This is a genomic window from Burkholderia sp. BCC1999, from assembly GCF_905339975.1.
Classification (GTDB): domain Bacteria; phylum Pseudomonadota; class Gammaproteobacteria; order Burkholderiales; family Burkholderiaceae; genus Burkholderia.
Genome location: NZ_CAJPHP010000013.1, coordinates 43,625 through 65,993, shown reverse-complemented (window position 1 = coordinate 65,993; position 22,369 = coordinate 43,625). Strand labels below are relative to the sequence as shown.

Annotated in this window: 18 protein-coding genes; 10 read left to right on the top strand and 8 right to left on the bottom strand. The window is 66.4% G+C overall.

Translation table 11 applies throughout. From position 1 onward, the window contains the following. Window positions 1–42 precede the first annotated feature (42 nt). The 3 genes from U5809_RS20045 to U5809_RS20035 form a co-directional block, all read right to left on the bottom strand. Window positions 43–909, bottom strand: coding sequence for a PASTA domain-containing protein (locus tag U5809_RS20045; protein WP_415877953.1), 867 nt, complete (start codon window positions 907–909; stop codon window positions 43–45). Window positions 910–984: 75 nt separating this feature from the next. Next, window positions 985–1,317, bottom strand: a complete 333-nt coding sequence (locus U5809_RS20040) for a DUF2322 family protein (protein ID WP_322087829.1) — start codon at window positions 1,315–1,317, stop codon at window positions 985–987. 53 nt (window positions 1,318–1,370) lie between these two features. Next, entirely contained in the window at window positions 1,371–2,081 is a 711-nt protein-coding gene (locus U5809_RS20035) for a flavin reductase family protein (RefSeq protein WP_322087828.1), read from the bottom strand. Between the two features lie 277 nt (window positions 2,082–2,358). Between U5809_RS20035 and U5809_RS20030 the strand changes: the two genes are divergently transcribed. Together U5809_RS20030 and U5809_RS20025 are read left to right on the top strand one after the other, a co-directional pair. Continuing rightward, window positions 2,359–2,685 (top strand): thioredoxin family protein, encoded by a 327-nt coding sequence (locus U5809_RS20030; protein ID WP_322087827.1) that lies wholly within the window; start codon window positions 2,359–2,361, stop codon window positions 2,683–2,685. Between the two features lie 10 nt (window positions 2,686–2,695). Continuing rightward, complete coding sequence (locus tag U5809_RS20025) at window positions 2,696–3,115, top strand: secondary thiamine-phosphate synthase enzyme YjbQ (protein WP_282507949.1); 420 nt, start codon at window positions 2,696–2,698, stop codon at window positions 3,113–3,115. 75 nt (window positions 3,116–3,190) lie between these two features. Here the strand turns inward: U5809_RS20025 and atsR are convergent, their stop codons facing one another. From atsR to U5809_RS20010, 3 genes are read right to left on the bottom strand one after another with little or no spacing between them, the layout of a single operon-like run. Further along, window positions 3,191–5,011, bottom strand: coding sequence for a hybrid sensor histidine kinase/response regulator AtsR (gene atsR / locus U5809_RS20020; protein ID WP_322087826.1), 1,821 nt, complete (start codon window positions 5,009–5,011; stop codon window positions 3,191–3,193). Between the two features lies 1 nt (window position 5,012). Continuing rightward, the gene (locus tag U5809_RS20015) at window positions 5,013–5,516 is read right to left on the bottom strand and encodes a molybdopterin-dependent oxidoreductase (RefSeq protein WP_322087825.1); all 504 of its coding nucleotides are present in this window, start codon (window positions 5,514–5,516) and stop codon (window positions 5,013–5,015) included. A 49-nt stretch (window positions 5,517–5,565) separates the two neighbouring features. Further along, the gene (locus U5809_RS20010) at window positions 5,566–6,438 is read right to left on the bottom strand and encodes a response regulator (protein ID WP_085038381.1); all 873 of its coding nucleotides are present in this window, start codon (window positions 6,436–6,438) and stop codon (window positions 5,566–5,568) included. A 359-nt stretch (window positions 6,439–6,797) separates the two neighbouring features. Between U5809_RS20010 and U5809_RS20005 the strand changes: the two genes are divergently transcribed. From U5809_RS20005 to U5809_RS19975, 7 genes are all read left to right on the top strand, one after another. Beyond that, window positions 6,798–7,385: a sel1 repeat family protein gene (locus U5809_RS20005; RefSeq protein WP_322087824.1), complete on the top strand. Its 588-nt coding sequence runs from the start codon at window positions 6,798–6,800 to the stop codon at window positions 7,383–7,385. Between the two features lie 120 nt (window positions 7,386–7,505). Continuing rightward, entirely contained in the window at window positions 7,506–8,333 is an 828-nt protein-coding gene (locus U5809_RS20000) for a hypothetical protein (RefSeq protein WP_322087823.1), read from the top strand. A gap of 117 nt (window positions 8,334–8,450) precedes the next feature. Continuing rightward, entirely contained in the window at window positions 8,451–9,473 is a 1,023-nt protein-coding gene (locus U5809_RS19995) for a hypothetical protein (RefSeq protein WP_322087822.1), read from the top strand. Window positions 9,474–9,868: 395 nt separating this feature from the next. Continuing rightward, entirely contained in the window at window positions 9,869–12,940 is a 3,072-nt protein-coding gene (locus tag U5809_RS19990) for an ATP-binding protein (protein ID WP_322087820.1), read from the top strand. 94 nt (window positions 12,941–13,034) lie between these two features. Beyond that, window positions 13,035–13,223 carry a hypothetical protein gene (locus tag U5809_RS19985; protein ID WP_322087970.1) on the top strand — a complete coding sequence of 63 codons (189 nt, stop codon included), beginning with the start codon at window positions 13,035–13,037 and terminating at the stop codon, window positions 13,221–13,223. Between the two features lie 339 nt (window positions 13,224–13,562). Continuing rightward, entirely contained in the window at window positions 13,563–14,222 is a 660-nt protein-coding gene (locus U5809_RS19980) for a response regulator (RefSeq protein WP_322087819.1), read from the top strand. 86 nt (window positions 14,223–14,308) lie between these two features. Further along, window positions 14,309–17,317, top strand: a complete 3,009-nt coding sequence (locus U5809_RS19975; RefSeq protein ID WP_322087818.1) for an ATP-binding protein — start codon at window positions 14,309–14,311, stop codon at window positions 17,315–17,317. A 391-nt stretch (window positions 17,318–17,708) separates the two neighbouring features. On the opposite strand, the gene U5809_RS19970 is transcribed toward U5809_RS19975, so the two are convergent. Then, window positions 17,709–18,725, bottom strand: a complete 1,017-nt coding sequence (locus tag U5809_RS19970; RefSeq protein WP_282507939.1) for a 1-aminocyclopropane-1-carboxylate deaminase — start codon at window positions 18,723–18,725, stop codon at window positions 17,709–17,711. Between the two features lie 191 nt (window positions 18,726–18,916). Between U5809_RS19970 and U5809_RS19965 the strand changes: the two genes are divergently transcribed. Continuing rightward, window positions 18,917–19,417: an Lrp/AsnC family transcriptional regulator gene (locus U5809_RS19965; RefSeq protein WP_282507938.1), complete on the top strand. Its 501-nt coding sequence runs from the start codon at window positions 18,917–18,919 to the stop codon at window positions 19,415–19,417. 111 nt (window positions 19,418–19,528) lie between these two features. Here the strand turns inward: U5809_RS19965 and mdeB are convergent, their stop codons facing one another. Beyond that, window positions 19,529–22,261, bottom strand: a complete 2,733-nt coding sequence (gene mdeB / locus U5809_RS19960; RefSeq protein ID WP_322087817.1) for an alpha-ketoglutarate dehydrogenase — start codon at window positions 22,259–22,261, stop codon at window positions 19,529–19,531. Window positions 22,262–22,369 lie beyond the last annotated feature (108 nt).

Below are 22,369 nucleotides of genomic sequence, written 5' to 3'. Positions count from 1 at the left end.
CGCTTCCGGCGAGGCGTCATGCACGCGCGGCCGGTGCGGCCGTCACGGCTGGCGGCACGCGACCTGATAGTCGATCACGGTGTTATTGGCCGGCTTGTCCGGTTCGCCGCCGACGGTCGTCACACCGAGCACGCCAACCGCATTCCGGTACCGCAGCGCGCAATACCCCATGCCGGTGCCCGAGCACGCTTCGGCCTCGACGATGCCGTGTTTTGCGAGCGTCGCGGCGCCGTCCATCGGGTCCGGCTTCTCGCGCGGCCGCAACGGTTGCCAGCCGTGCGCGATCAGGATCTTGCGCGCCGCGTCGAGCGGCTTGCCGTACACGTTGGGCACGGCCGTGCGGCCGTGGCAGAACGTGTGTTCGGCGGCGACGCGGGTCAGGCGCAGCGTGCCGCGCTCGTCGCGCAATTCGGCGACCGGCGGCGCGGGGCCGTCGCCGCCCCAGAGCAACAGCGCGCCGCTTTCCAGCGGATCGGCCGAGCCGAGCTGCCAGCCGGCGGCGCGCGACGTATACGCGAGCGCGACGAGCGTCGTGCCGTCGAAGACGCCGACATTGCCGTTGCGCGCAAAGCAGATCGCACTGGTGCCCGCCTTGAAGCCGCTCGCGAACGTGACGACCTGATAGCGGCCGAGCGGCGCCTCGGACGTGACGATCCAGCCGAGCTTCGCGACTTCGCGGCCGGCCGCGCTGGTCGTTTGCTTCACGCGATACTGCGTGCAGAACGCGTCGAGCGTGCCGTTCTCAGGCGAGCGCGGCAGCGTGGAGATCGGCACCAGCGATGCGCCGGCGATCTCCGACGCGGTGTGAAGCGGTTCGGCCGATGCCGTGCCGTGCAGCGCGGCGCACGCAACAAGTGCGGCGACCGATGCGATGCGGCGGATGAAGGGCAGGGCAATGAAGCGGGGCACGCGAACGTCTCCGGATGACAGGAACATGCGCGTCCGACGGGTTGAACGGCGGCGCGCCTGTGCGTTGCCGGTCAATCAGTCCTTCGCAACGACGTTGATCCGCAGCGCGTCGCCACCCGCGACGATCGCCAGCAGCCGGTCGACGTTCGGATGCGCGCCCGGGCGGTTGCGCGCGTCGACGGTATGCTCCGCGAACACGGCCAGACCGTGCTCGGCGGCATTCGCGTCGAGCGTACCGAACGCCTGTTTCAGGTAGTGGTACACCGCGAGCGAACCTTGCTTGCCCGGCTGGTTCTCGATCGTCGCGACCACGTCGCCGTTCGCGCCGACGAGATCGATGCGCGCGATGCCGTCGATGGTCGGCAGTTGCGCGAGGTTGTCCTTGAATACTGGGGTCGGTTGAATCACTGAAAACACTCCGTCGGTTCGGTCATGGGCCACAGAACGTGGCCGGCCGTATCTTATCCGATCGGCTTCGGCGCACCGGCTGGTGCGCCCGCGTCGCGCGAGCGCTCGATATCCGGGCTGCGATACGCGCGCTCGGGAATCTCGGCGAGTCGCGACGCGTGCACCTGCTGCTGCGCGAGGCCGTAAAACTTCTGAAAACTCATGATCAGCGGCGACCACTTGTCCGGATCGACGCGGTCGGAGTGGCCGTTCATCAGCAGGTCGGGATGCACGTGCACTCGCTGGATGCGCACCTCGAACACGCGAATGTGGCCGCGCAGGTCGGGCGCTTCTTCTCCGATCCCGTGCGTCGCCGCGACGACCGCTTCCATGTGCACCGGGCACTCGAGCGCCCGCGGCGGCGCGACGGTTTGCGACGCCGCTTCGGTAAGCCCTGCCGTGCCGAACTTGTCGGGTTCGAACACATAACCCTTCGCACGCTTGCCGTCGGGCACCGGATACGTGCCCGTCGTGCGCGCGATCCGGTCGACCGCGTGCGCCTGTGCCGCCGATGGCAGGTTCAGCACGCATTCTCCGGTACGCAGCAGGTTGCGGGTGGTCTGCGAACTGGCGGCGATACCGATCACGCCGCGCCAGCCGAGCCAGAATGCGGACGAGATCGGTGCGAGATTGGCCGTGCCGTTCTCGTTCAGCGTGCTGACCAGCACGACGGGCGTGCCGAAATAAAGGATGTTCGGTTCGGTGACGCAATGCGGAGCATTCATGGTCGGCGCCTTCGTTGACGGATCAGCCCGCATGCTGATCCTCGCGCGGCAGCGCGGCGCTCCGAATCTTGTCGTGTCATTCGGACGGCGGCGGCGCGATGAGGGGACGGGAACTGCGCGTCATACACGAGCGGTGTCGGGCGGACGGCCGACTATCGCAACCGCCGGCTTCCGCGTGCGCCGGCATCGCGCCTGCTTTTCCGCTACAGTAGGACATCGCCGACCGCGCCCGCCGACCCGACGCGCTCACGTTCCAGAATTCCACACGAGGGCCCCGATGCAAACGCCGCAACGCTATACCGAGGATGCGCCGACGCGCGCGGAAGTCGATGCACTCGCCGGCACCACCGTCATCGAATTCGGCACAAACTGGTGCGGGATCTGCGCCGCCGCGCAGCCCGCGATCGTCGCGTCGTTCGCCACGCATCCCGCCGTGCGGCACCTGAAGATCGAGGATGGCCCGGGCCGCCCGCTTGGCCGCTCGTTTCGCGTGAAGCTGTGGCCGACGCTGGTGTTCCTGCGCGACGGCGTCGAAGTGGCGCGCGTCGTGCGCCCCGCCGACGCGAAGCAGATCGAAGCCGACGGCTTCGCCGCGCTGGCCTGAGGTCGAGGCGATGCAACAGGCCATCACGCATATCGGCGTCGACACGCGTGGCAGCGGCCTCGTCGAATTCACGCCGCAGGTGCGTGCGTTCGTCGACCAGCAGGCGATCCGCACGGGCCTGCTCACCGTGTTCTGCCGCCATACGTCGGCGTCGCTGCTGATCCAGGAGAACGCGGATCCGTCGGTGCGGCGCGATCTCGAACGCTTTTTCGCGACGCTCGCGCCCGAGGACGACACACGCTACGAGCACGACACCGAAGGTGCCGACGACATGCCGGCGCATCTTCGCACCGCGCTCACGCAAGTGCAGTTGTCGATTCCGGTCGAACAAGGGCGCATGGTGCTCGGCACCTGGCAGGGGATCTACCTGTTCGAGCACCGCCGCGCGGCACATCGGCGCGATATCGTGCTGCACCTGATCGGCGAATAAACGGGAAGGTGAGAGGAAGCGCCTGATGCCGCGCTGGCGCGCCATGCCGTGTGCGTCTGCGCGCGGCGCACCGATTCAGGCGAGCAGCTTCTCGACGAGCGCGCCGAGTTCACGCAGGTGGACGGGCTTCGGCAGGAATTCGTCGAACACCTGTTTGTTCTCGCGCAGCGCGGCCGATTCATACGCGCTGACGCCGAGGATCGCCGGATGCCGGCCGTCGTCGTCGGGTACCGCGACTGCGCGAATGCGCCGTGCGACCTCGAAGCCGCTCAGGTCCGGCAGCTCGAGATCGAGCACGACGATGTCGTAGCGGCTCGCGCCGAAGCGCGCGACACCTTCCTGCCCGGTGCTGCACAGATCGGCGTCGATGCCGAGCGCCGACAGCATCGCGCCGAGCGTTTCGCGTGCGTTGTCGTCGTCGTCGACCACCAGCGCGCGCCGGTCGCGGTGCGCGGCCGCGTGCGGCAGCGCGGGCGCATCTCCGGCCGCGTTGCCGGCGGTGTCGATGCCGGGCACTTCGGCTGGCAGCGTCACGACGAACTCGCTGCCTTCGCCCACCGTGCTGCGCACGTCCACATGCCCGCGCAGCGTCGTCACGATTTCGCGCACGACGGCGAGCCCCATGCCGATTCCGTCCACATGCAGCCCGACCGCGTCGTTGGCGCGATAGAACGGCTCGAAGATCTTCGACAGGTGTGGTTTCGCGATGCCGGCGCCGGTGTCGCGCACGGCGATCCTCAATTGCTGGCCGGCCGGCGCGTCGGCGAGCGTGATCGACACGTCGATCGATCCGCCGAGCGTGTACTTGACCGAGTTCTCGATCAGGTTCGACAGCACCTGGCGCAGCAGCTTGCGATCGGAACGGATCGCCAGATCGTTCGGCTCGACCTGTTGCGCGACCGCGATCCGCTTGGCCGCGATCTTTTCGCGCAGCGGATCGAGCACCTCGGCGAGCAGCGACGCCATGCCGACGGTTTCCCGTTCGGCGAGGCGCTTCGTCGAGCGCAGCTTGATGTAATCGGTCAGGTCCTTGACGAGTGCCTCGAGCGACAGCGCGGAATTCTGCAGCCGCCGGATCGTCTTCAGGTTCGCGTCCGACTGCGGGCGCGCGAGGAGGATCTCGACCGATCCGCAGATCGCCTGCAGCGGTGTGCGCAACTCGTGGCTGACCATTCCGAGGAACGCGTTTTTCGCCTCGATCATTTCGAACGCGCGGTCGGACGCCTTGCGTTCCGCGTCGAGCGCCGCGTCCTGCCGTTCGAGCAGGTCGTCACGCGTGCGCATCGTATAGAACAGCAGCAGGAATAGCGCGCACAGGATGATGCCGAGCACGATGCCGAGGATCAGGATCGCGCGCTGCTTTTCCTTCAGCTGATGGAACGTGAAGTCGCGCTGCGCCATCTCGATCGCGCGGAAATAGTTCGCGAGGCCGTTGACCTTCGGCCAGTACGCGCTCACTTCGTCGATCACCTGCCGTGCGTGCTGCGGCGCGTCGCGCAGCAACGGCACCTCGCGCTTCAGACGCGTCATGAATTCGCCGAGTGCGTCGATCTCGTTGCGCGCGCGCGGGATGCGCAGCCAGTATTCCGACACTTCCGACGGCCGCTGCAGAAAGCCGAACGACACCGACAGGCTGTCGAGCTGCATCTGGACGTGATCGAAGTCGTCGTCCTCGTGCGTCGCGTAGAGGATCAGTTGCCGGTCGAATCGCGTATAGACGTTCCGGTATTGCGCGGCGGTCCAGAACACGCCTTCGCGGGGCCCTTCGAGTACGCCCTCGTTGACCGAGGTGGCGAGGAGGTCCCACAGCAGGAACGCCCACGCGGCGAACCCCATGATCCACAGCGAGCCGAGGATCAGGATGATTTTTCTATTTTTCCATCGCCCGCGTTTCATTTCACTTCACGGTCAGGCCGATGATCTGCCACGCGAACTTGGCTTCGCCGAGCGGCGTCTTCAGTTCGTCGGGATACTGGTCGCGCGGGTACATGATCCACAGCGGGCCGTAGTTGTCGTTGTCGAGCACCTTGCCGTTCATCGTCCGCGCGAGGATCACGCCGTAGCGATCGGCGTCGGACACGGGAATCGTGAACGTGTACTCGTCGATGCAGCGGAACTCGATCTGCGTGCCGTGCGCGCCGACGGTCTTCAGGATGTCGGACAGGCGCGGGCCGGTGAAGGTCGCCTTCGGCGTCCAGCTCGTCGACGTGACGATCGTGTGCTGGGGCAGCGCCATCAGCGCCTGCTCGGAGAAGACGTAAGTCGACTTGCCCTGCTGGTTGTGCTTGTCGATCTTGCCGTCGACGGTGAAACTGAACGACGAAGCGGCCCAGGCCGCGGCGGCCATGCCGAGCAGGCAGGCCGTCAGCAGGCTCTTGGTCCAGATGGTCGGAATTCGCATGTCATGCCCTCGGTCTTGTCGTGTTGTGTGGTGGGTTGTGTTTCTGGTCTCAGTTCGCGGCGGCCGCGGCCGGCAGCGTGATCTTCAGTTCGCGCGCCACTTCGGCGAACAGGATCGGCAGGCGCACCGGCTTTTCCTCGCAGCGTGCGTTGTAGTGCGACACGATGTGCGCGATTTCGTCTTCGCTGGCTTCGCCGGTCGAGATCTTGCCGGTCAGCAGGAAGATCGGCGCGCCGCTGTTCTCGCTCGAACGGATGCCGCGCACGAGTTCGGCGGCGGTCTGGTCGCCGAGCATCCAGTCGAGGATGTAGCCGTCGAAATCCTCGACCTCCAGTGCCTTGCGGAACGTCGCGCCGTCGAAGTACGGGATCGCGTTCACGCCTTTTTCGATGAAATATTCACAGACTGTTTCGGCGACGTCCTGCGAATCGTCGACCACGGCAATCCGCGCCGCATACACGTTCGGCTGGGTCGAGCGCAGCTCGATCACGTCGACCGGATACGTGCGGCCCTCGCGCGCGTGCTGACGCTCGGTGATGAGCCATTCGCCCTGCCACTGCAGCGCGACGAAGTCCGTCTCGATCTGGCTGCTCGCCTTGGTCGAGATCGCGGCGCGGCAGCGAAAGCGCCGCGACTCGATCACGAGCGTCGCGTCGATCATCTCGGCCGCGGCCGGCTGCGTGCCCTTGTCGTCGAGCAGGATCGCGGGCGGCACGCCGAAATGCGTCGCAATGTCCTGCAACTGCGACAGGTTCCACGGGATCAGGCCTTTCATCTTGCGCGTGACGACCGAGAAACTGAGGCCGAGCACGTTCGCGATCGTCGTGTTGTGACTTCGCGGCGGAATGCCGTTCCGGTTCAGTAGGTCGCGCACCTTGTTGGCGGTGATGAGATCGACGTTGGCCTGCTCGCTGTTGGACATCTCGATGGGGTCTCCAGGGGTTTTTGGCGAGGGAGAGCATATCAAAACTGACGTGACGCGCAAACTTTGAAAAAGCGAATCACCTTGACATGCCGTTTTTCTTCATTATTATTGCTCACCACGTCACCTTTGTTTGTCGCGTCATGTTTGGAGATCGCAGCCGGCAACAGCCGGTACAACGAAAAGCGACAACAATGAAGCGGTGACGGAACGATTCGAAGAGAGGACCTGAGAGAGCCTTGGAGTGCGTGTCGGCGTCGACGGATTGTATCCGTTGCGCCGCACGCCACCGGGTGCGAGCTCACGGGGGTGAAAAGCTCGAAGAATTGCGGCGCCAATAAAACTTGAGGAAAGTACCAATGTACCGCCGTTTACTCGCACCGGGGCTGCTGTTGCTATTGGCCGCGTGCGCGCAGGATCCGTCCGCCACCAGCAACATGGTGCGGATCTGCGACGACGCAGGTTGTTCCGACCGTCCTAAAGATCAGGTGTCCTATCAAAAAAAGGACGATTCGGAAGACCGGGAAGATCCGCGCATCGCCGCGCTGAAGCAAACCGCGAAGACCCAGCCGAAGGCCGCCTACGATCTCGGCCTGCGCTATTTCCGCGGCGACGGCGTGCGCCAGGACAGTTACCAGGCACTCAAGTGGATGCGCGAGGCCGCCGAGCGGGGCGACCTGCAGGCGCAGAAGGCGCTCGGCAGTTTCTACCTGTTCGGCCTCGAGGAAATGGGCTCCGACGCGCGCGAAGCGGAGAAGTGGCTGTCGATCGCGGCCGGCCGCGGCGACAAGGAATCGAAGAAGCTGCTCGACCTTGCACGCAAGGCCAAGAAGGAAGACGAAGAAGACTGGAAATGGCGCACGCAATGGCGTGACGTCTATTACGGCTACTGGTACTCGGGCTATCCGTACTACGGCGTCTGGCAGCAGACGTACTGGTACTACTGACCGGGCCTGAAGCAACGGGGGCAGCAGCGGGGAGACCACCATCGCGCGCCAGCCGGGGGGCTTATCGAAGTTCGCACGAACACATAAGCCGAACAACGACTCTAATCGATCGACAACGACATGAAGACCAACCTTTCCCATCGTCTCACTCAAGGTGCGCTGGTTGCAGCGCTTTGCGCGTCCGTGGCGGGCTGCGGCGGCGTAGTGACGCCCGGCGGTCAGAACGCGGGCGTGACCGGTGCCGCCGCGGGCGGCACGAGCGCCGGCGCTGATTCGGGGCTGCAGCGCTGCACGTCGCCGCTCGGCACGATCGCCGTCGACGACGGCCGCAACGCCGACTGGTGGGGCCCGTTCGGCAGCGCGACCAAGATGACGACGATCGACCCGCTGCTGCGCCTGGCCGTCCAGCAGTCGAACTGCTTCGTGATCACGTCGATCGGCAACCAGAAGAGCGATGCGCGCCTGTCGCGCATCACGCAACTGCAGCGCAACTCGGGCGAATACCGCGCGGGCTCGAAGCAGCAGAAGGGCCAGCGTGTCGCGGCCGACTACTACATGGAACCGCAGATCGTCATCAACGATTCGCCGATCGGCGGCATCGGCAGCATGATCGGCGGGCTGATCGGCAACAGCGCGGTGGCGGCGGTGGCCGGCCACCTGCAGACGAAGGCATCGGTCGTCACGCTGACGCTGTTCGACGTGCGCTCGGCCGTGCAGATCGCCGCGTCGGAAGGCAGCTCGACGGCGACCAACTACGGTGCCGCGCTGGGCGGCTTCGGCGGCGGCGTGGGCGGTGCGCTGGCCGGTTTCTCGTCGACGCCGGAAGGCAAGGCGACCGTCGTCGCGTTCATCGACGCGTACAACAAGATGGTCGTCGCACTGCGCAGCTACAAGGCGCAGGACGTCAAGGGCGGCCTCGGCCGCGGTGGCCAGCTGCAGGTCAACTGACGTCCCCGGGCCGGCGGGCGATGCCGCCGGCCGATTTCCGATAGATCCACTGTCCGTGCGCGCGGCGCCGTCCGCGCGTACCGGCTTCGTTCATCCTTTTTGCTTCGAGGTGCCCAGATGAAAGCCGCTGCAATGATCGCATTGACCTGTCTGGCGCTGACCGCTTGCGGCGGCGACGACAATGCCTCGCCCGCCGCGTCCGGCGGATCGGGGACGAGCAACAACGGCGGCAGCGGTGGAACCGGCGGCGCGGGTTCCGGCGGGACGGGAAGTGGCGGTAGCGGCGGGTCGGGTGGTTCGGGAAGCGGCACGCTGACGTGGCGCTACGAGGCGCAGCCCGTTGCGGCCGACAAGGCCAGCTTCCTGACGCTGGTCAACAGCGAAGGCGCGAAGGGCTACCGTTATCTTGGCGACTACTACTACAGCGCGGGCAATGGCGGCACGCAATCCGTCTTCGTGAACGACGGCACCGCGCAGACCTATACATACCAGTTGCAGACGGCGCCGGCCGACATGACGTCTTTCGTCAACGCGGCCAATACGCAAGGGGCGAGTGGCTACCGCTACGAAGGGCCACTCACGTACGGCGATCTCTATCGCAAGGACGGCGGTTCGTCGGCCACCTATTCGTACACGACGACGGGGCTGCCCGCTGACGCGAACGCGTTCCTCACGCAGGCGAACGGCCAGGGCCAGTCGGGTTACTGGTTCCTGGGGCCGATCGCGGTGGCATCGGTGCAGGCGAACATCTACATGAAGAACAACGCATCGAACGCGACCTATACGTACGATGCGCTGGCGCCGACGTCGACCGTCAGCGACTTCATCGCGCAGGCCAATAGCGAAGGGGCCAAGGGGTATCGCGCGAAGGGCGCGATGGCGTTCGGCACGGCGATCTCGTGGGTCTACGTGAAGGACCAGACGCAGTCGCCGACCTTCACGTACCAGTCGGCCGCGATCCAGTCGACCGGCGCGAGCTTCGTGCAGCAGGCGAACGGTTTCGGTGCGCAGGGCTCCGCCTACCTGAGCGATATCGCGCTCGGCACCACGCCGCCGCTCGTGATGGCGTCGTTCTATTTCAAGCCGGCGAACTGCACGGGCTTCCTGTGCACGACGCTCAATCCGCTCACGCAAAACTGAGCGGGCGCTGCCGGCGCAACAGCGCGTGGGCGATCCGGTGAGGACGTCCCGCGCGGGTCGAATCAGGTGCCTCGGTGCGTCACGAAATTCGTTGACGCACCTTTTGCCGCCGGCTTGCCGGCGGTATTTCATTTTTGGCGCGCCCGCGGCGATTCGACGAAGCAGCCTGTCCGGACGGATCGGTGCGCGACACACGATTCCGCCGTCACGTTTCGTTCAAGTTCAAAACAAGCATTCAAATAGATAGGACGAGTACTAAAGTAATCATGCACGCCTGATTTTCGCAATGTCGTTTGGCATGATCGGGGCATCACTATCCCGACTGTTTCCATCGTGACGTCCGCCCGAAGGGGATCTGCCACAGGTCCGCGCTCAGGGTTCCGTCACGCCGAGCCATGCCATACAGCGCGCTTCAGTCCATTCGCCGCTACCAGAGCATTTCGATGTTCGGGGGCGGTGTCGTCGTCACGATCCTGATCCTGATCGCCTGCGCGCTCGGGATCACGTCGATCGTTTACGGCCATCTGGACGGCGAGCGGCGCAATTTCCTGAACGGTGTCGAGGAAGCGGCCAACGAGGTGCAGGTGGCCGAGATGTCGTTCCGCAACGGCGTCACGAATACGCAACTCATCTGGCGCGAGATCGGCGCGGCGCCGGCCGACGTCGTGAACACGTTCTTCGCCGACGGCCAGCAGCTCGCGATCACGCCGTATCCGTCGCTCGTGGTCGGCGTGCCGGGGCAAACCGCGCAGCGCGACGAAGTCGCGCGCTATCTCGCGATATCGTTCCTGCTGTCGCGCATCTGCGCGGCGAGCTCGCTCAATCGCGGGCGCACGCTCGAGGGCTATCACTACGGCACGCGCACGGGGGTGTTCGGCTTAGTGCCGCATCCGTCGCGCGACCATCCGGCACTTGCGTCGGCCGACGCGCGTGCGCCCGTGCTCGATGCATTGCGCGTCGATTTCGACGGCTCGCCGCCGGCCCTGAACGACGGCCGCCCGAATGTCCGCTGGCTGCCGCCGTACATCAACCCCGTCACCGGGCAGGTGCGCATTCGCGTCGCCGCCGAGGCACGCGCCGCTGGCCAGCCGTTCGCGGTGCTGGTCACCGAATACGCACCCGAATACCTGCTGTCATGGCTGCCCGGGCGCGGGTTGGCCGGCACGTTCTTCATCACGTCGGCGGACAACCGGCTGATCGCGATCGATCCCGACGTCGAACGCACGAACGCACTGACCGCGCGGCTGGTGAATCTCGACGTCGCGCATCGTGGTACCGCGTCCGCCGATCCGCGCTTTCGCGACGGTGCGATCGTCTTCAGCAGCAAGCTCGCGGCCACCGGCTGGACAATTGCCTACGTGTTGTCATGGGGCGACGTGTTGGCCGGCGTCGGCGTGCAGGCCGGTGCGCTCGCGGCGTCGACCCTTGTTGCAATCGCCGTGATGTGGTTGCTGCTCGTGCGTTTCCACCGGCGCGTGCTCGTGCCGGTCTACGCGCGCTCGGCCCGCGTGTTCGACAGCGAGGCGCTGTGCCGCAGCGTGATCGCGATGGCGCCGGTCGGCATCGGCCTCGTGTCGTTGTCCGACCGGCGCGTGATGCTCGCGAGCGACACGCTCACGCAGATGCTGCTGCCGCATGGCGGCGATCACCATGCGCTGTCCGCGCGGGCACTCGAGAAGTACGACGCGTTCGTCGCGAACGGCGGGGCCAGCCGGACGATGACGAGCGAACTCGTGCTCGACGCGCATGGCGATACGCCGCTGCACCTGGAGGTCATCGCGCACGGCGCACGTTATCAGGGCGAGGACGTGCTGATCGCGACGTTCGCCGACACGAGCGCGCAGCGCCGCCTCGTTCATCAGCTCGAGGAAGCAGTGCGCGCGGCCGATTCGGCGAATGCGGCCAAGTCGTCGTTTCTTGCCGCGACGAGTCACGAGATCCGCACGCCGCTGAACGTGATCCTCGGCAACCTCGAGCTGCTCGAGCGCACGGCGCTCGATGCTTCGCAGCAAAGCCGGGTGCAGACGCTGCGCGCGTCGGCCGAAGGGCTGCTCGCGATCGTCAGCGACGTGCTCGATTTCTCGAAGATCGAAGCCGGTGCGATGTCGGTCGAGTCGATCGAGTTCGACGTGATCGCGGTGATCGAGCGCGAGCTCGCGGCATTCGCGCCGGTCGCAAAGACAAAAGGGTTGCCGCTATTCGCCGATATCGATGCGAGCAGCGCGCAGCGAATGCGCGGCGATCCGACGCGGCTCGCACAGGTGGTCGGCAACCTGTTGGGCAACGCGATCAAGTTCACGAGTAACGGGCGCATCGTCGCGCGCGTGGCGGTCGGGCGAAGTGCGCGCGGTGCGCCCGAGATCGCCATCGGCATCGAGGATACCGGCATCGGGATCGACCTCGCGCAGCAGGCGCGGTTGTTCAAGCCGTTCTCGCAGGTCGACGCATCGATCACGCGGCGCTACGGCGGCACGGGGCTCGGGCTCGCGCTGTGCGATCGGCTGGTCGCCGCGATGGGCGGCACGATTTCGGTCGACAGCGCGCCGCGCGTCGGCAGCCTGTTTACCGTGCGCTTGCCGCTGCGCATGGGCATTGCGCCAAAACCCCCGGCCGGTGCGGGCGCCGGCCAGACACTGATCGTCGTGTCGGCGGAGGACGCGTGGCGTGCGTTCGCATTTCCGCATCTGCGTGCATGGGGTTTCGACGTCGCGATGCATCCGAGTCCGATCGGGATTGCCGCCGGGTGCCTCGCGCGTGCACACGCGATCGTGCTCTTCGGCGATTCCGACCAATGGCGGCGCGAGGAACTCGACAGCCTCGGCGGCGGTACGCCGGTCGTGCTGGCTACGCCGGACGGCCCGCTGCAGCCGGACGTCGCGGGCCGCACGATCCGCGTGTCGAGCTATTCGCTGAACGGGCTGTACATGGCGATCGCACAGGCGCGAGTGGCTACCGCCGAATCGCCGTGCGGGCGGGGGCGCGCGACCGATTTCGGGCAGCCGACACTGCCGGCCTCCAGTGCACGTGTGCCACGTGTGCTGGTCGCCGACGATGCGGCCGTCAACGGGTCGATTTTCCGCGAGCAGCTGGATGTGCTCGGTTGCATGGTCCGGTGCGTGTCGTCCGGCGACGCGGCGCTCGACACGCTCGCGAACGGCGCGTGGGACGTGCTGCTGCTCGGCGCCGACCTGCCCGACATGTCGGCCCGGGAACTGGCGGAAGCCGTCCATGCGCGCGCGTTGCCGTGCGACACGATCGTCGTGGCATCGCATCTGGCGCCCGACGATGCCCGGCGTTACGCGGCATCGAACGTCGCGTGTGTGTTGACCAAGCCGGTGACGCTGGCCGACCTGCGCCGTGGCCTCGCCCGCATCGCGCGGCGGACGAGCGGCCCGCTTCGAGCGCAATGGTCGCCACGGCGACACACTGGCCGGGACGATAAAAGAGGCGGCGCGACGGCGATGTAGATCGCCTGCGTCAGAACTGGGAAGGCAGACGCGTCGCATCGCTTCGATGCCGCGTGATTTCGACTGAAGAAGGAAGGGTAAGGCCGTGCGCTATATGGGAAAGGTGTTCGGGCTGTTGCTTGGATTCGCGATGCTGCCGGAGAAATCCAGACGGGATTTCCTGACGAAACTGAACGAATTCATGATGATGTCGCCGTCGCAGAAGCGGCGGGCCATCAGCGAGTGGCAGCGTGCCGCGGATGACGGGGCTGGCGAGCCGGACAGAACCGCGGTCAAGCACTAGGGAGCGGCTTCGGCCGCTCTGCGGGACGGGACGGATCGACGGCGTGGGGGCGTCGCCGATCGGATGCGCGTGGGCAGCGGACTATCGACGGTTCGTGCCGCAACGTCGTATCGGGTGCGTCTGCCGGCAAGATGGTTCGTGTATGGGATCGGTGCGGGTGCAGGCCGCCAAGCCTGATCGCACGGCCGCGACGCGGAACCCGTCTGTAATCTAAAAATACGCTGCGCACCGCCGGGTTCGCCGAACGCCGCAACGCGACCGTGTTGCGGGATCGATTCGAGTTCCGGCGCGTCGCACGACATGGCACGTCGGGCCGCGTGTATCGGGAGAAGAAGAGAGATGGATGAATTTTTTGTGCGGGTGATGGTGGCGGACGATCATCCTTCGTCCGCGCTCGGGATGTCGCAGGCGCTCGCAGGCAGCAGCACGATCAAGCTGCTCGGCACTGTCTCGAATTCGACCGACCTCGTGGTGATGCTCGACGAGCAGCAAAGCGACGTACTCGTCGTCGACTATGTGATGCCCGGCGGCAAGTATGGCGACGGTCTTTCACTGCTGTCGTTTCTCCAGCGCCGCTACCCCGCGCTGCGCCTCGTGACGATCACGATGATCGACAATCCGAGCGTGCTGCTCGCGATTCAGAAGCAGGGTGTCGGGTGCATCCTGAGCAAGTCCGATGCGATTTCGCATCTGGTCGGCGCGGTGCATGCGGCCTTCGTCGGCGCCAATTATCTGTCTCCGTTCGTCAAGAAACTGCTGGAGGACTGCCAACCGTCGGCGGGTCTCCGTACGCTGACCGCCCGCGAGATCGAAGTCGTGCGGCTCTACGGGGCCGGCCTGACGGTCGGCGAGATCGCCGTCCAGCTTCACCGCAGCAAGCAGACGATCAGTTCGCAGAAATCGAGCGCGATGAAGAAGCTCGGTATCGTCCGCGATGCCGATCTGATTCGCTACGCGAGCGAGGGCCATCTGCCCGAATTGCCCGGGGCCGGTGCGTAGACGGTGCCCGGCGGACTGTACCGAGTGACCGGGACAACGCATGACGCCGTGCCGGCGCCGGCGCCGACGCGACTTCGACGACACGCATGCCCAACAAACTGAAAACGCTGATCGCGCATGCCGCGGCCGCGGGCCGCAAACCGTTCGAGCCGGGCCGCGTGCGACGCCAGCAGCAATGGCTGCTGTACGGAAGCGGGGTGGCGATCACGGTGTTCGTGCTGGTCTGCGCGGCACTGGTCGCGCGGCTCGACCTGCAGGAATCGGTTGCGCATGACCGGTCGGAGTTCCTGGTACGCAAGGCCGACCTGCTGGCGGAGATGGAGGTGGTCAAGGCGCTCCAGAATCGCTATCTCGAAAACTTCGAGTTGATCGCCGGACACGGGCCGAGCGCGCCGCCCGATGCCCTCAGCCGGTTTGCCGACGAGCGCGGCAGGCTGTCCGTCCTCGGGCGCGCGGGACGCGTGGCGGTGGCCGCATTCGCGGCCGGTCCGTCGTCCCGGCCAGGGGGCGCCTATGCGCCGTTTCTGGCCGCGTTTCTCGAGCAGGTCGAGAAGACCGGTGTCATGCCGCCGAGACAGCCCGGCGATCCGGGCATGGGCGGATATCTGATCGATCCCGGCGGCGGCTTTGTCATCGTCGCCGGCGATCCGCTGGTGACGTCGGCGCGCGCGCTGCCGGCCGATTTCGACGTGAAGGCGTTGATCCGGCAGTTGAAGCCGCCGGCCGATTTTGTATCGGCGGCCGCCGCGTCAGGCAATCGGCCGATTTTTCTGGACCGGCGGCAGGACCCGCTGCTCGGGCGATCCGTGCTGCGGTTCACGCAGGTGGTGCGGGACGAGCAAGGCAAGCCGATCGCATGGTTCGTCGTCGTTACGCGACCGGAGATCGACGACATCCTGCGTGCGTCGTCCGCCGGCAAAGACTACGCACTGGTCGATTCGAACGCGAATGTCCTGACCGGCCGGCAGGCGGCGCCCGCGCTGACTGCCCGCGCGCTCGATCATGCGCGCGCGGCCCGTGGCGAACGGGCGGCCGCACACCGTGTCGGCACGAATATCGTCATCGGAGACCGCATGCCGGGGTTCCACGAGGTGGTGCTGACCGCGACGTACTCGTGGCGCAGCCTGTTCGACGGCGTGGCCGTCCGCCTGGGTATCGCCGCCGGTCTCGCGTTGCTCGCGATCGGAGCGGTCTGGTTCGCGATCGTCATGTTCGACTGGCGCGCGCTGAGCCCCGCCAACCGCCGCGCGATCCGGCTGATCGAAAGCGAGGCGCTGAATCGCACGCTGATTCGCACGGCGCCGGCCGGCATCATGCTGCTGTCGCTGGCCAACGGCGACACGATGGCGCGCAACGAGGCCGCACAGGATTATGGCGACACCGGCGCGGCGCCGTCGCTCGGCAAGCGCATCTGGCAGGCGTACCGCGACAGTCCCGCGGGCGGGCGGAGGCCGCGCATCGTCACGCTCGAATTGTCGGTCGACCGCAACGGTGGCGGGGCGGCCTATCTTGCTGCGCACATCGTCCGTACCCGCTATCGCGGCGTCGATGTGTTGCTCTGTACGCTGACCGACATCACCGCGCGCAAGCAGGCGGAAGACAAGCTGCGCGAGGCGTGCGAAGCCGCGGACGACGCGAACAAGGCGAAGTCGACCTTCCTGGCGACGATGAGCCACGAGATTCGCACGCCGCTGAATGCGATCATCGGCAATCTCGAATTGATGGCGCGTGCGGCGTTGCCATCGGACGAACAGCGTCGGCTGCAGACGGTCATGTCGTCGTCCGACGCGCTGATGCGCGTGATCAACGACGTGCTCGACCTGTCGAAGGCCGAATCCAACCAGATGGTGCTGGAAGCCGTGCCGTTCGATCTGCGTGCGGTGCTGCGCGATGTCGCGGCGATCTTTCGTCCGCTTGCCGAGGCGAAACGGCTCGTACTCGAATGCCGCATTGCGCCGGGGCTGGCCGACGGTTACGTCGGCGATCCGGCCCGACTGCGGCAGATCGTGTCGAACCTCGTCAGCAATGCGATCAAATTCACCGAGCACGGCAGCGTGACGATCGACGCGATGCCGGCCGCTGCTTCCGGCAGCCCGTGCGGCCTTGAAGTGTCGGTGCGCGACACGGGCATCGGCATTCCGGCAGAAGCGCTGCCGGCACTGTTCGACGTGTACGTGCAGACCGATCCATCGATTGACCGGCGCTTCAGCGGCACCGGGCTGGGGCTGCCGCTCTGCGGACGTCTCGCGCGCCTGATGGGCGGTGCGCTGACGGTCGAAAGCCAACCGGATATGGGGACAACCTTTACCGCATCGCTGCCGCTGACGGAGGCGCCGCCCGGATGGCGCGTCGCGTTCGGCGACGAGCCCGCTGCGGAACTTGCGTTGCCGGCGCACGCGGACGACGGCGCGCCACTGCGCGTGCTCGTCGCGGAAGACCACCCGGCGAGCCGCGTACTGTTGCGGGATCAACTCGACGCGCTGCACTACGATGCGACGATCGTCACGAACGGCGTCGAGGCGATGCGTGCGTACTTCGCGCATTCGTTCGACGTGGTACTGACCGATCTCGGCATGCCGGAACTCGATGGTTTTGCGCTGGCGAACTTCCTGCGCGAGCAGGGCGCGACGGTACCCGTGATCGCGATGACCGCGCACGCGACCGAAGACGATCGTCGGCGGTGCGCGCAGGTCGGCGTGGTGGAGGTCGCGCTCAAGCCGCTGTCGATCGATGCGCTCGGTGCGGTGTTGCAGCGCCACGGCGGGCGCGGCGCGACGGCGTTGCAGGCGGCCGATCGCGACGACCGGCAGGCACCGCCGATGACGGACGAGATGCGCGAGCAATTGCGCGCCGCGACGCTGCACTCGCTGGCGACGATCGACGCCGCATTGCTCCGTGGTGACGACGATTGCCTCAGGGGCGAATTGCATTCGATGCGAGGCGGCTTCGCGCTGGCCGGCGACGTAGACGCGAGCGATGCATGCGCGAAAGGCGAGCGCGTGCTGGCCGCAGGCGGTGCCGATGCGCTCAAGCCGGAATGGCCGGAGCTGCGCGTGGCGGTGGAGGCTGCGCTGTCGAGATTGTCGGGCATCTGAACGGAGCGGCGCCGTGCCTTCGGGCGCGACGGCGGAAGACGCACGCGACGATGATGGCCGACGAGCACGAGCACGAGCACGAGCACGAGCACGAGCGCTGCGCAGGCGTGCACACTGAATCTTCTGGAGTTAGGCGCTCGCCGGTCGAATATGTTCATGGACGGACGCGCGACAGCAATGATGGACGCGCAGCATGCAGTAGCGGCGCCCCGACACGTCGCCGTGCCGAAAGCGGGGCGGCACGCGGGCGTCGAACGGCATCGCGCGGAACAGCGCGACGCCCGATTACAGGTTATCCGGCATGCCCGCGCCTCCGGCGGGTGACGGAGGTCGCTGCTTCATTGCGTGCGCAGAAATGGCCATCGTGCGCCGGATCGACTTCGGATGCCCGTCAACCGTTGCGGAAGATCTCCGAGTAAGCGCTCAACGCCGGCACCCCGCCAAGGTGCGCATACAGCACCTTCGACCCCGGTTCGAATTCACCGAGGCGCACCTTGTCGATCATCCCGTGCATCGATTTCCCTTCATAGACGGGATCGGTCAGCATGCCTTCCAGTCGCGCGCACAGACGAATCGCTTCAAGCGTGCCGTCGCTCGGCAAACCGTATTCGGGCCCACCGTAACGCGTGTCGAGTACGACGTCCCGTTCGCCGATGTCGCGCCCCAGACCGACCAGTTCGGCCGTATGCCGCGCGATGCGCGTGATCTGTTCGCGCGTTTGCTCAGGCTTCGCCGACGCGTCGATGCCGATCACGCGATCCGCGCGTCCGTCGGCCGCGAAGCCGACGACCATCCCCGCCTGCGTGCTGCCCGTGACCGAGCAGACCACGATGTAGTCGAACTTGAAGCCGAGTTGCGCTTCCTGTTCCCGCACTTCTTCCGCGAAGCCGACGAAGCCGAGCCCGCCGAGCGGATGCTCGGAACACCCGGCCGGAACCGGATACGGCTTGCCGCCCGCCTGCCGCACGCTTTCCATCGCTTCTTCCCAACTGCGGCGAATGCCGATGTCGAAACCGTCGGCGACGAGCCGCACGTCGGCGCCCATCATCCGCGACAGCTGGATGTTGCCGACGCGGTCGTATACCGGATCCTCGTAGTTGACCCAATGCTCCTGCACGAGCACGCACTTCATCCCCAGATGCGCGGCGACGGCCGCGACCTGGCGCGTCTGGTTCGACTGTACGCCGCCGATCGACACGAGCGTGTCGGCGCCTTGCGCAAGCGCGTCGGGGACGAGGTATTCGAGCTTGCGTGTCTTGTTGCCGCCGAACGCCAGACCGCTGTTGCAGTCCTCGCGCTTCGCATACAGCTCGACCTTGCCGCCGAGGTGCGCGCTCAGGCGCTTGAGCGGCTGGATCGGCGTCGGGCCGAACGTGAGCGGATAACGGGGGAAACGTTGCAGGTTCATCGACAAGCTCCGAAAGGCGGTGGGCAGGAAACCGGATCGGTCGGGTGCTGCTCGCACGCCGTGTCCCGATGGAAAAATGATAGGCAGGACGGCGCGAAATGAGCTTGCGAAATAAATAGTGACGACCTACGTTATCGATGAGATATGAGTAGTCAAGACAACTTTGATTCGTAGAATAGACGTGAGACGCAATGAAATTAGATCGAGGTAGTACGTCGCCGGCCGACACCGCGCCGGCGCTCGACCGCATCGACCGCGCGATCCTGCGGCAGTTGCAGCAGGACGCGTCGATTTCGAACGTGAGCCTCGCCGCGAAGGTGAAGCTGAGCGCGCCGGCGTGCCTGCGGCGCGTCGAACGGTTGAAGGAGATGGGGTTGATTCGCGGCATCGTCGCGTTGCTCGACCCGAAGCCGCTGGGTGCCGGGATGCTGGTCGTGATCGGCTTCGTGCTCGATCGCTCGACGCCGGAGGCGTTCGCCGAATTCGAGAAGGCCGCGCAGAAAGTGTCGGGGTGCGTCGAGTGCCACGTGGTGACCGGCGAATTCGACTACTTCATGCTGGTCCGCACGCGCGACAACGAGAGCTTCAACCGTTTGCATGCCGAACAGTTGCTGTACCTGCCCGGCGTACGGCAGGTGCGCTCGTTCATGGTGCTCAAGGAGATTCTGTCGACGCATGCGCTGCCGGTGTAGCGCGGAGCGAGGTGGCTGACCCGCGCATGCCGGGTTGGCGGCATGCGGGCAAATGGAGGAGAGCGCTACCCTGCAGGGCAGCGCTCCGTGGAGCAAGCGACTAGCCAGGGCTCAACGTTGCCACGGCGCCGCGCCCGGCTGCTGCCGCACCGTCTTGCCGAGCCGTTCGCGCGCCGTATGCAGCACCGCCGCATCGAGTTCCCCGTCATCCGCCAGCGCCTTCAGCGCGGCGAGCACGATGCTCGCACGATCGACTTCGAAGAACGCGCGCAGCGCATCGCGCGTGTCGCTGCGCCCGAACCCGTCGGTGCCGAGCGTCACGTAGCGGCGCGGCACGTAGGCACGGATCAGCTCGGGCACCGCGCGCACATAATCGGTCGCGGCGATCACCGGGCCGTGTGTTCCTCCAAGCATCCGCGTGACATACGACGATGCCGATTCGTCGCCGAGTCGAGACAGCCGCTCGGCTTCCATCCCGTCGCGCTGCAATTCGCTGAAGCTCGTGACGCTCCAGACGGCCGCATCGATCCCCCAGTCTTCGAGCAGCATCCGCTGCGCGGCGAGCACTTCGCCGAGAATCGCGCCCGCGCCGAACAACTGCACGCGCGCGGTCGCGTTCGCCGCGGACGGCAGCCGGTGCATGCCCTTCAGGATGCCTTCGCGCCGCGCGTCCGGATCGTCGGCGGGCATCGACGGCTGCGCGTAGTTCTCGTTCATGACGGTCACGTAATAGAACACGTCGCGCTGCTGCTCGACCATCTCGCGCATGCCGGCATCGACGATCGTCGCGACTTCGTACGCGAACGCCGGATCGTACGCGCGGCAGTTCGGAATCGTGGATGCCGCGAGATGGCTGCTGCCGTCCTGATGCTGCAGGCCCTCGCCGCCGAGCGTCGTGCGCCCGGAGGTCGCGCCGATCAGAAAGCCGCGCGAGCGCTGGTCGGCGGCGGCCCAGATCAGGTCGCCGATGCGCTGGAAACCGAACATCGAGTAGTAGATGTAGAACGGCAGCATCGGCAGGTCGTGCACGCTGTATGCCGTCGCGGCGGCGATCCACGACGAGATCGCGCCCGCTTCCGAAATCCCTTCCTCGAGAATCTGCCCGCGCGTGTCCTCGCGGTAATAGAGCATCGAGCCGAGGTCTTCCGGCTCGTAGCGCTGGCCGAGCGGCGAGTAGATGCCGACCTGCCGGAACAGGCTCGCCATGCCGAACGTGCGCGCTTCGTCGGCCACGATCGGCACGACGCGCTGGCCGATGTCGCGATCCTTGATCAACGCCGAGAGCATGCGCACGAGCGCCATCGTCGTCGACATCTCGCGGCCGACCGCATCCAGCGCGAACGCACCCCAGGCCGGCATCGAAGGGACGGTCAGCCCCTTCGATGCCGCCATCCGCCTTCTGGGCAGATAGCCTCCCAGGGCAGCCCGGCGGGCATGCAGGTAACGCATTTCCGGGCTGTCTTCCGCTGGCTTGTAAAACTTCAACTGCTCGACGTCGCTGTCCGACAGCGGCAACCGGATGCGGTCGCGGAACGCCTTCAGATCGTCGACGTCGAGCTTCTTCTGCTGATGGGTCGTCATCCGGCCCTGGCCGGCCGCGCCCATTCCGTAGCCCTTCATCGTCTTCGCGAGGATCACGGTCGGCTGGCCGCGATGGGCGAGCGCACGGGCATACGCGGCATGCAGCTTGCGCGCATCGTGGCCGCCGCGGCGCAGGCGGTCGATCTCCGCGTCGGTGAGCTGCGCGGCGAGCGCCTCGAGCGCCGGGTCCTGGCTGAAGAAGCGCGCGCGGTTGTACGCGCCGTCGTTCGCGGAGAAGGTCTGGAACTGGCCGTCGACGGTATCGGCGAACGCGCGCGCAAGTGCGCCCGCGTGATCGCGTGCGAACAGCGGATCCCAGTCGGAACCCCACAGCACCTTGATCGTGTTCCAGCCGGCGCCTGCGAACAGCGCCTCCAGCTCGTCGATCACGCGGCCGTTGCCGCGCACCGGGCCGTCGAGCCGCTGCAGGTTGCAGTTGATCACGAACACGAGGTTGTCGAGCCCCTCGCGCGCGGCGAGCGACAGCGCGCCGAGCGATTCGGGCTCGTCCATCTCACCGTCGCCGAAAAAGCCCCACACGGTGCGGCCGGCGGTGTTCGCGAGCCCGCGATGCTGCAGGTAGCGCATGAAGCGCGCCTGGTAGATCGCGTTGATCGGGCCGATGCCCATCGAGCCGGTCGGGAACTGCCAGAAGTCCGGCATCAGCCACGGATGCGGATACGAACACAGCCCGGGCCCGGCGATTTCGCGGCGATAGTGCTTGAGATGGTCTTCGCCGAGAAAGCCCTCGAGATACGCACGTGCATAGACGCCCGGCGACGAGTGCGGCTGGAAGTACACGAGATCGCCGCCGGAGCCGCCTTCATTGCCCGCGCCGGCCGGCGTCGCGCGGAAGAAGTGGTTGAAGCCGACTTCGAACAGGTCGGATGCCGACGCGTAGCTCGCGATGTGGCCGCCGAGCTCGCCGTATGCGCGGTTCGCGCGCACGACCATCGCGAGTGCGTTCCAGCGCAACGCGGCAGACAGCCGTTCCTCGAGATCGGCGTCACCCGGGTAGGGCGGCTGTTCGTGCGCGGCGATCGTGTTCAGGTACGGCGTGACGGGGCCGCGCGGGGCCGCGAGCCCGCGGGTGTGCGCATGGGCGGCGAGCTGGCCGAGCAGGTATTGCGCGCGTTCCTTGCCGACGTGCGCGACGACGGCGTCGAGCGCCTCCAGCCATTCGGCGGTTTCTTCAGGGTCGGCGTCGGCGTGTGCTGCGCCCGCGCGCCGCGTGGCATCGATACCGTTCGACAGGTCCGTCATCGCAGGTCTCCCGCGCGCTGGTTCAAAGCGGCGCGCATCAGTGGCAATCGGTCGGATCATGCTACCCGCCGATCCGCAAAATATGCGTCTGATTTCATTGTGATTTCG

Coding starts and splice junctions, on each gene's coding strand:
- U5809_RS20035 (WP_322087828.1), bottom strand. CDS start 2,081: ATGAATGCTCCGCATTGCGTCACCGAACCGAACATCCTTTATTTCGGC.
- U5809_RS20030 (WP_322087827.1), top strand. CDS start 2,359: ATGCAAACGCCGCAACGCTATACCGAGGATGCGCCGACGCGCGCGGAA.
- U5809_RS20025 (WP_282507949.1), top strand. CDS start 2,696: ATGCAACAGGCCATCACGCATATCGGCGTCGACACGCGTGGCAGCGGC.
- atsR (WP_322087826.1), bottom strand. CDS start 5,011: ATGAAACGCGGGCGATGGAAAAATAGAAAAATCATCCTGATCCTCGGC.
- U5809_RS20015 (WP_322087825.1), bottom strand. CDS start 5,516: ATGCGAATTCCGACCATCTGGACCAAGAGCCTGCTGACGGCCTGCCTG.
- U5809_RS20010 (WP_085038381.1), bottom strand. CDS start 6,438: ATGTCCAACAGCGAGCAGGCCAACGTCGATCTCATCACCGCCAACAAG.
- U5809_RS20005 (WP_322087824.1), top strand. CDS start 6,798: ATGTACCGCCGTTTACTCGCACCGGGGCTGCTGTTGCTATTGGCCGCG.
- U5809_RS20000 (WP_322087823.1), top strand. CDS start 7,506: ATGAAGACCAACCTTTCCCATCGTCTCACTCAAGGTGCGCTGGTTGCA.
- U5809_RS19995 (WP_322087822.1), top strand. CDS start 8,451: ATGAAAGCCGCTGCAATGATCGCATTGACCTGTCTGGCGCTGACCGCT.
- U5809_RS19990 (WP_322087820.1), top strand. CDS start 9,869: ATGCCATACAGCGCGCTTCAGTCCATTCGCCGCTACCAGAGCATTTCG.
- U5809_RS19985 (WP_322087970.1), top strand. CDS start 13,035: ATGGGAAAGGTGTTCGGGCTGTTGCTTGGATTCGCGATGCTGCCGGAG.
- U5809_RS19980 (WP_322087819.1), top strand. CDS start 13,563: ATGGATGAATTTTTTGTGCGGGTGATGGTGGCGGACGATCATCCTTCG.
- U5809_RS19975 (WP_322087818.1), top strand. CDS start 14,309: ATGCCCAACAAACTGAAAACGCTGATCGCGCATGCCGCGGCCGCGGGC.
- U5809_RS19970 (WP_282507939.1), bottom strand. CDS start 18,725: ATGAACCTGCAACGTTTCCCCCGTTATCCGCTCACGTTCGGCCCGACG.
- U5809_RS19965 (WP_282507938.1), top strand. CDS start 18,917: ATGAAATTAGATCGAGGTAGTACGTCGCCGGCCGACACCGCGCCGGCG.
- mdeB (WP_322087817.1), bottom strand. CDS start 22,261: ATGACGGACCTGTCGAACGGTATCGATGCCACGCGGCGCGCGGGCGCA.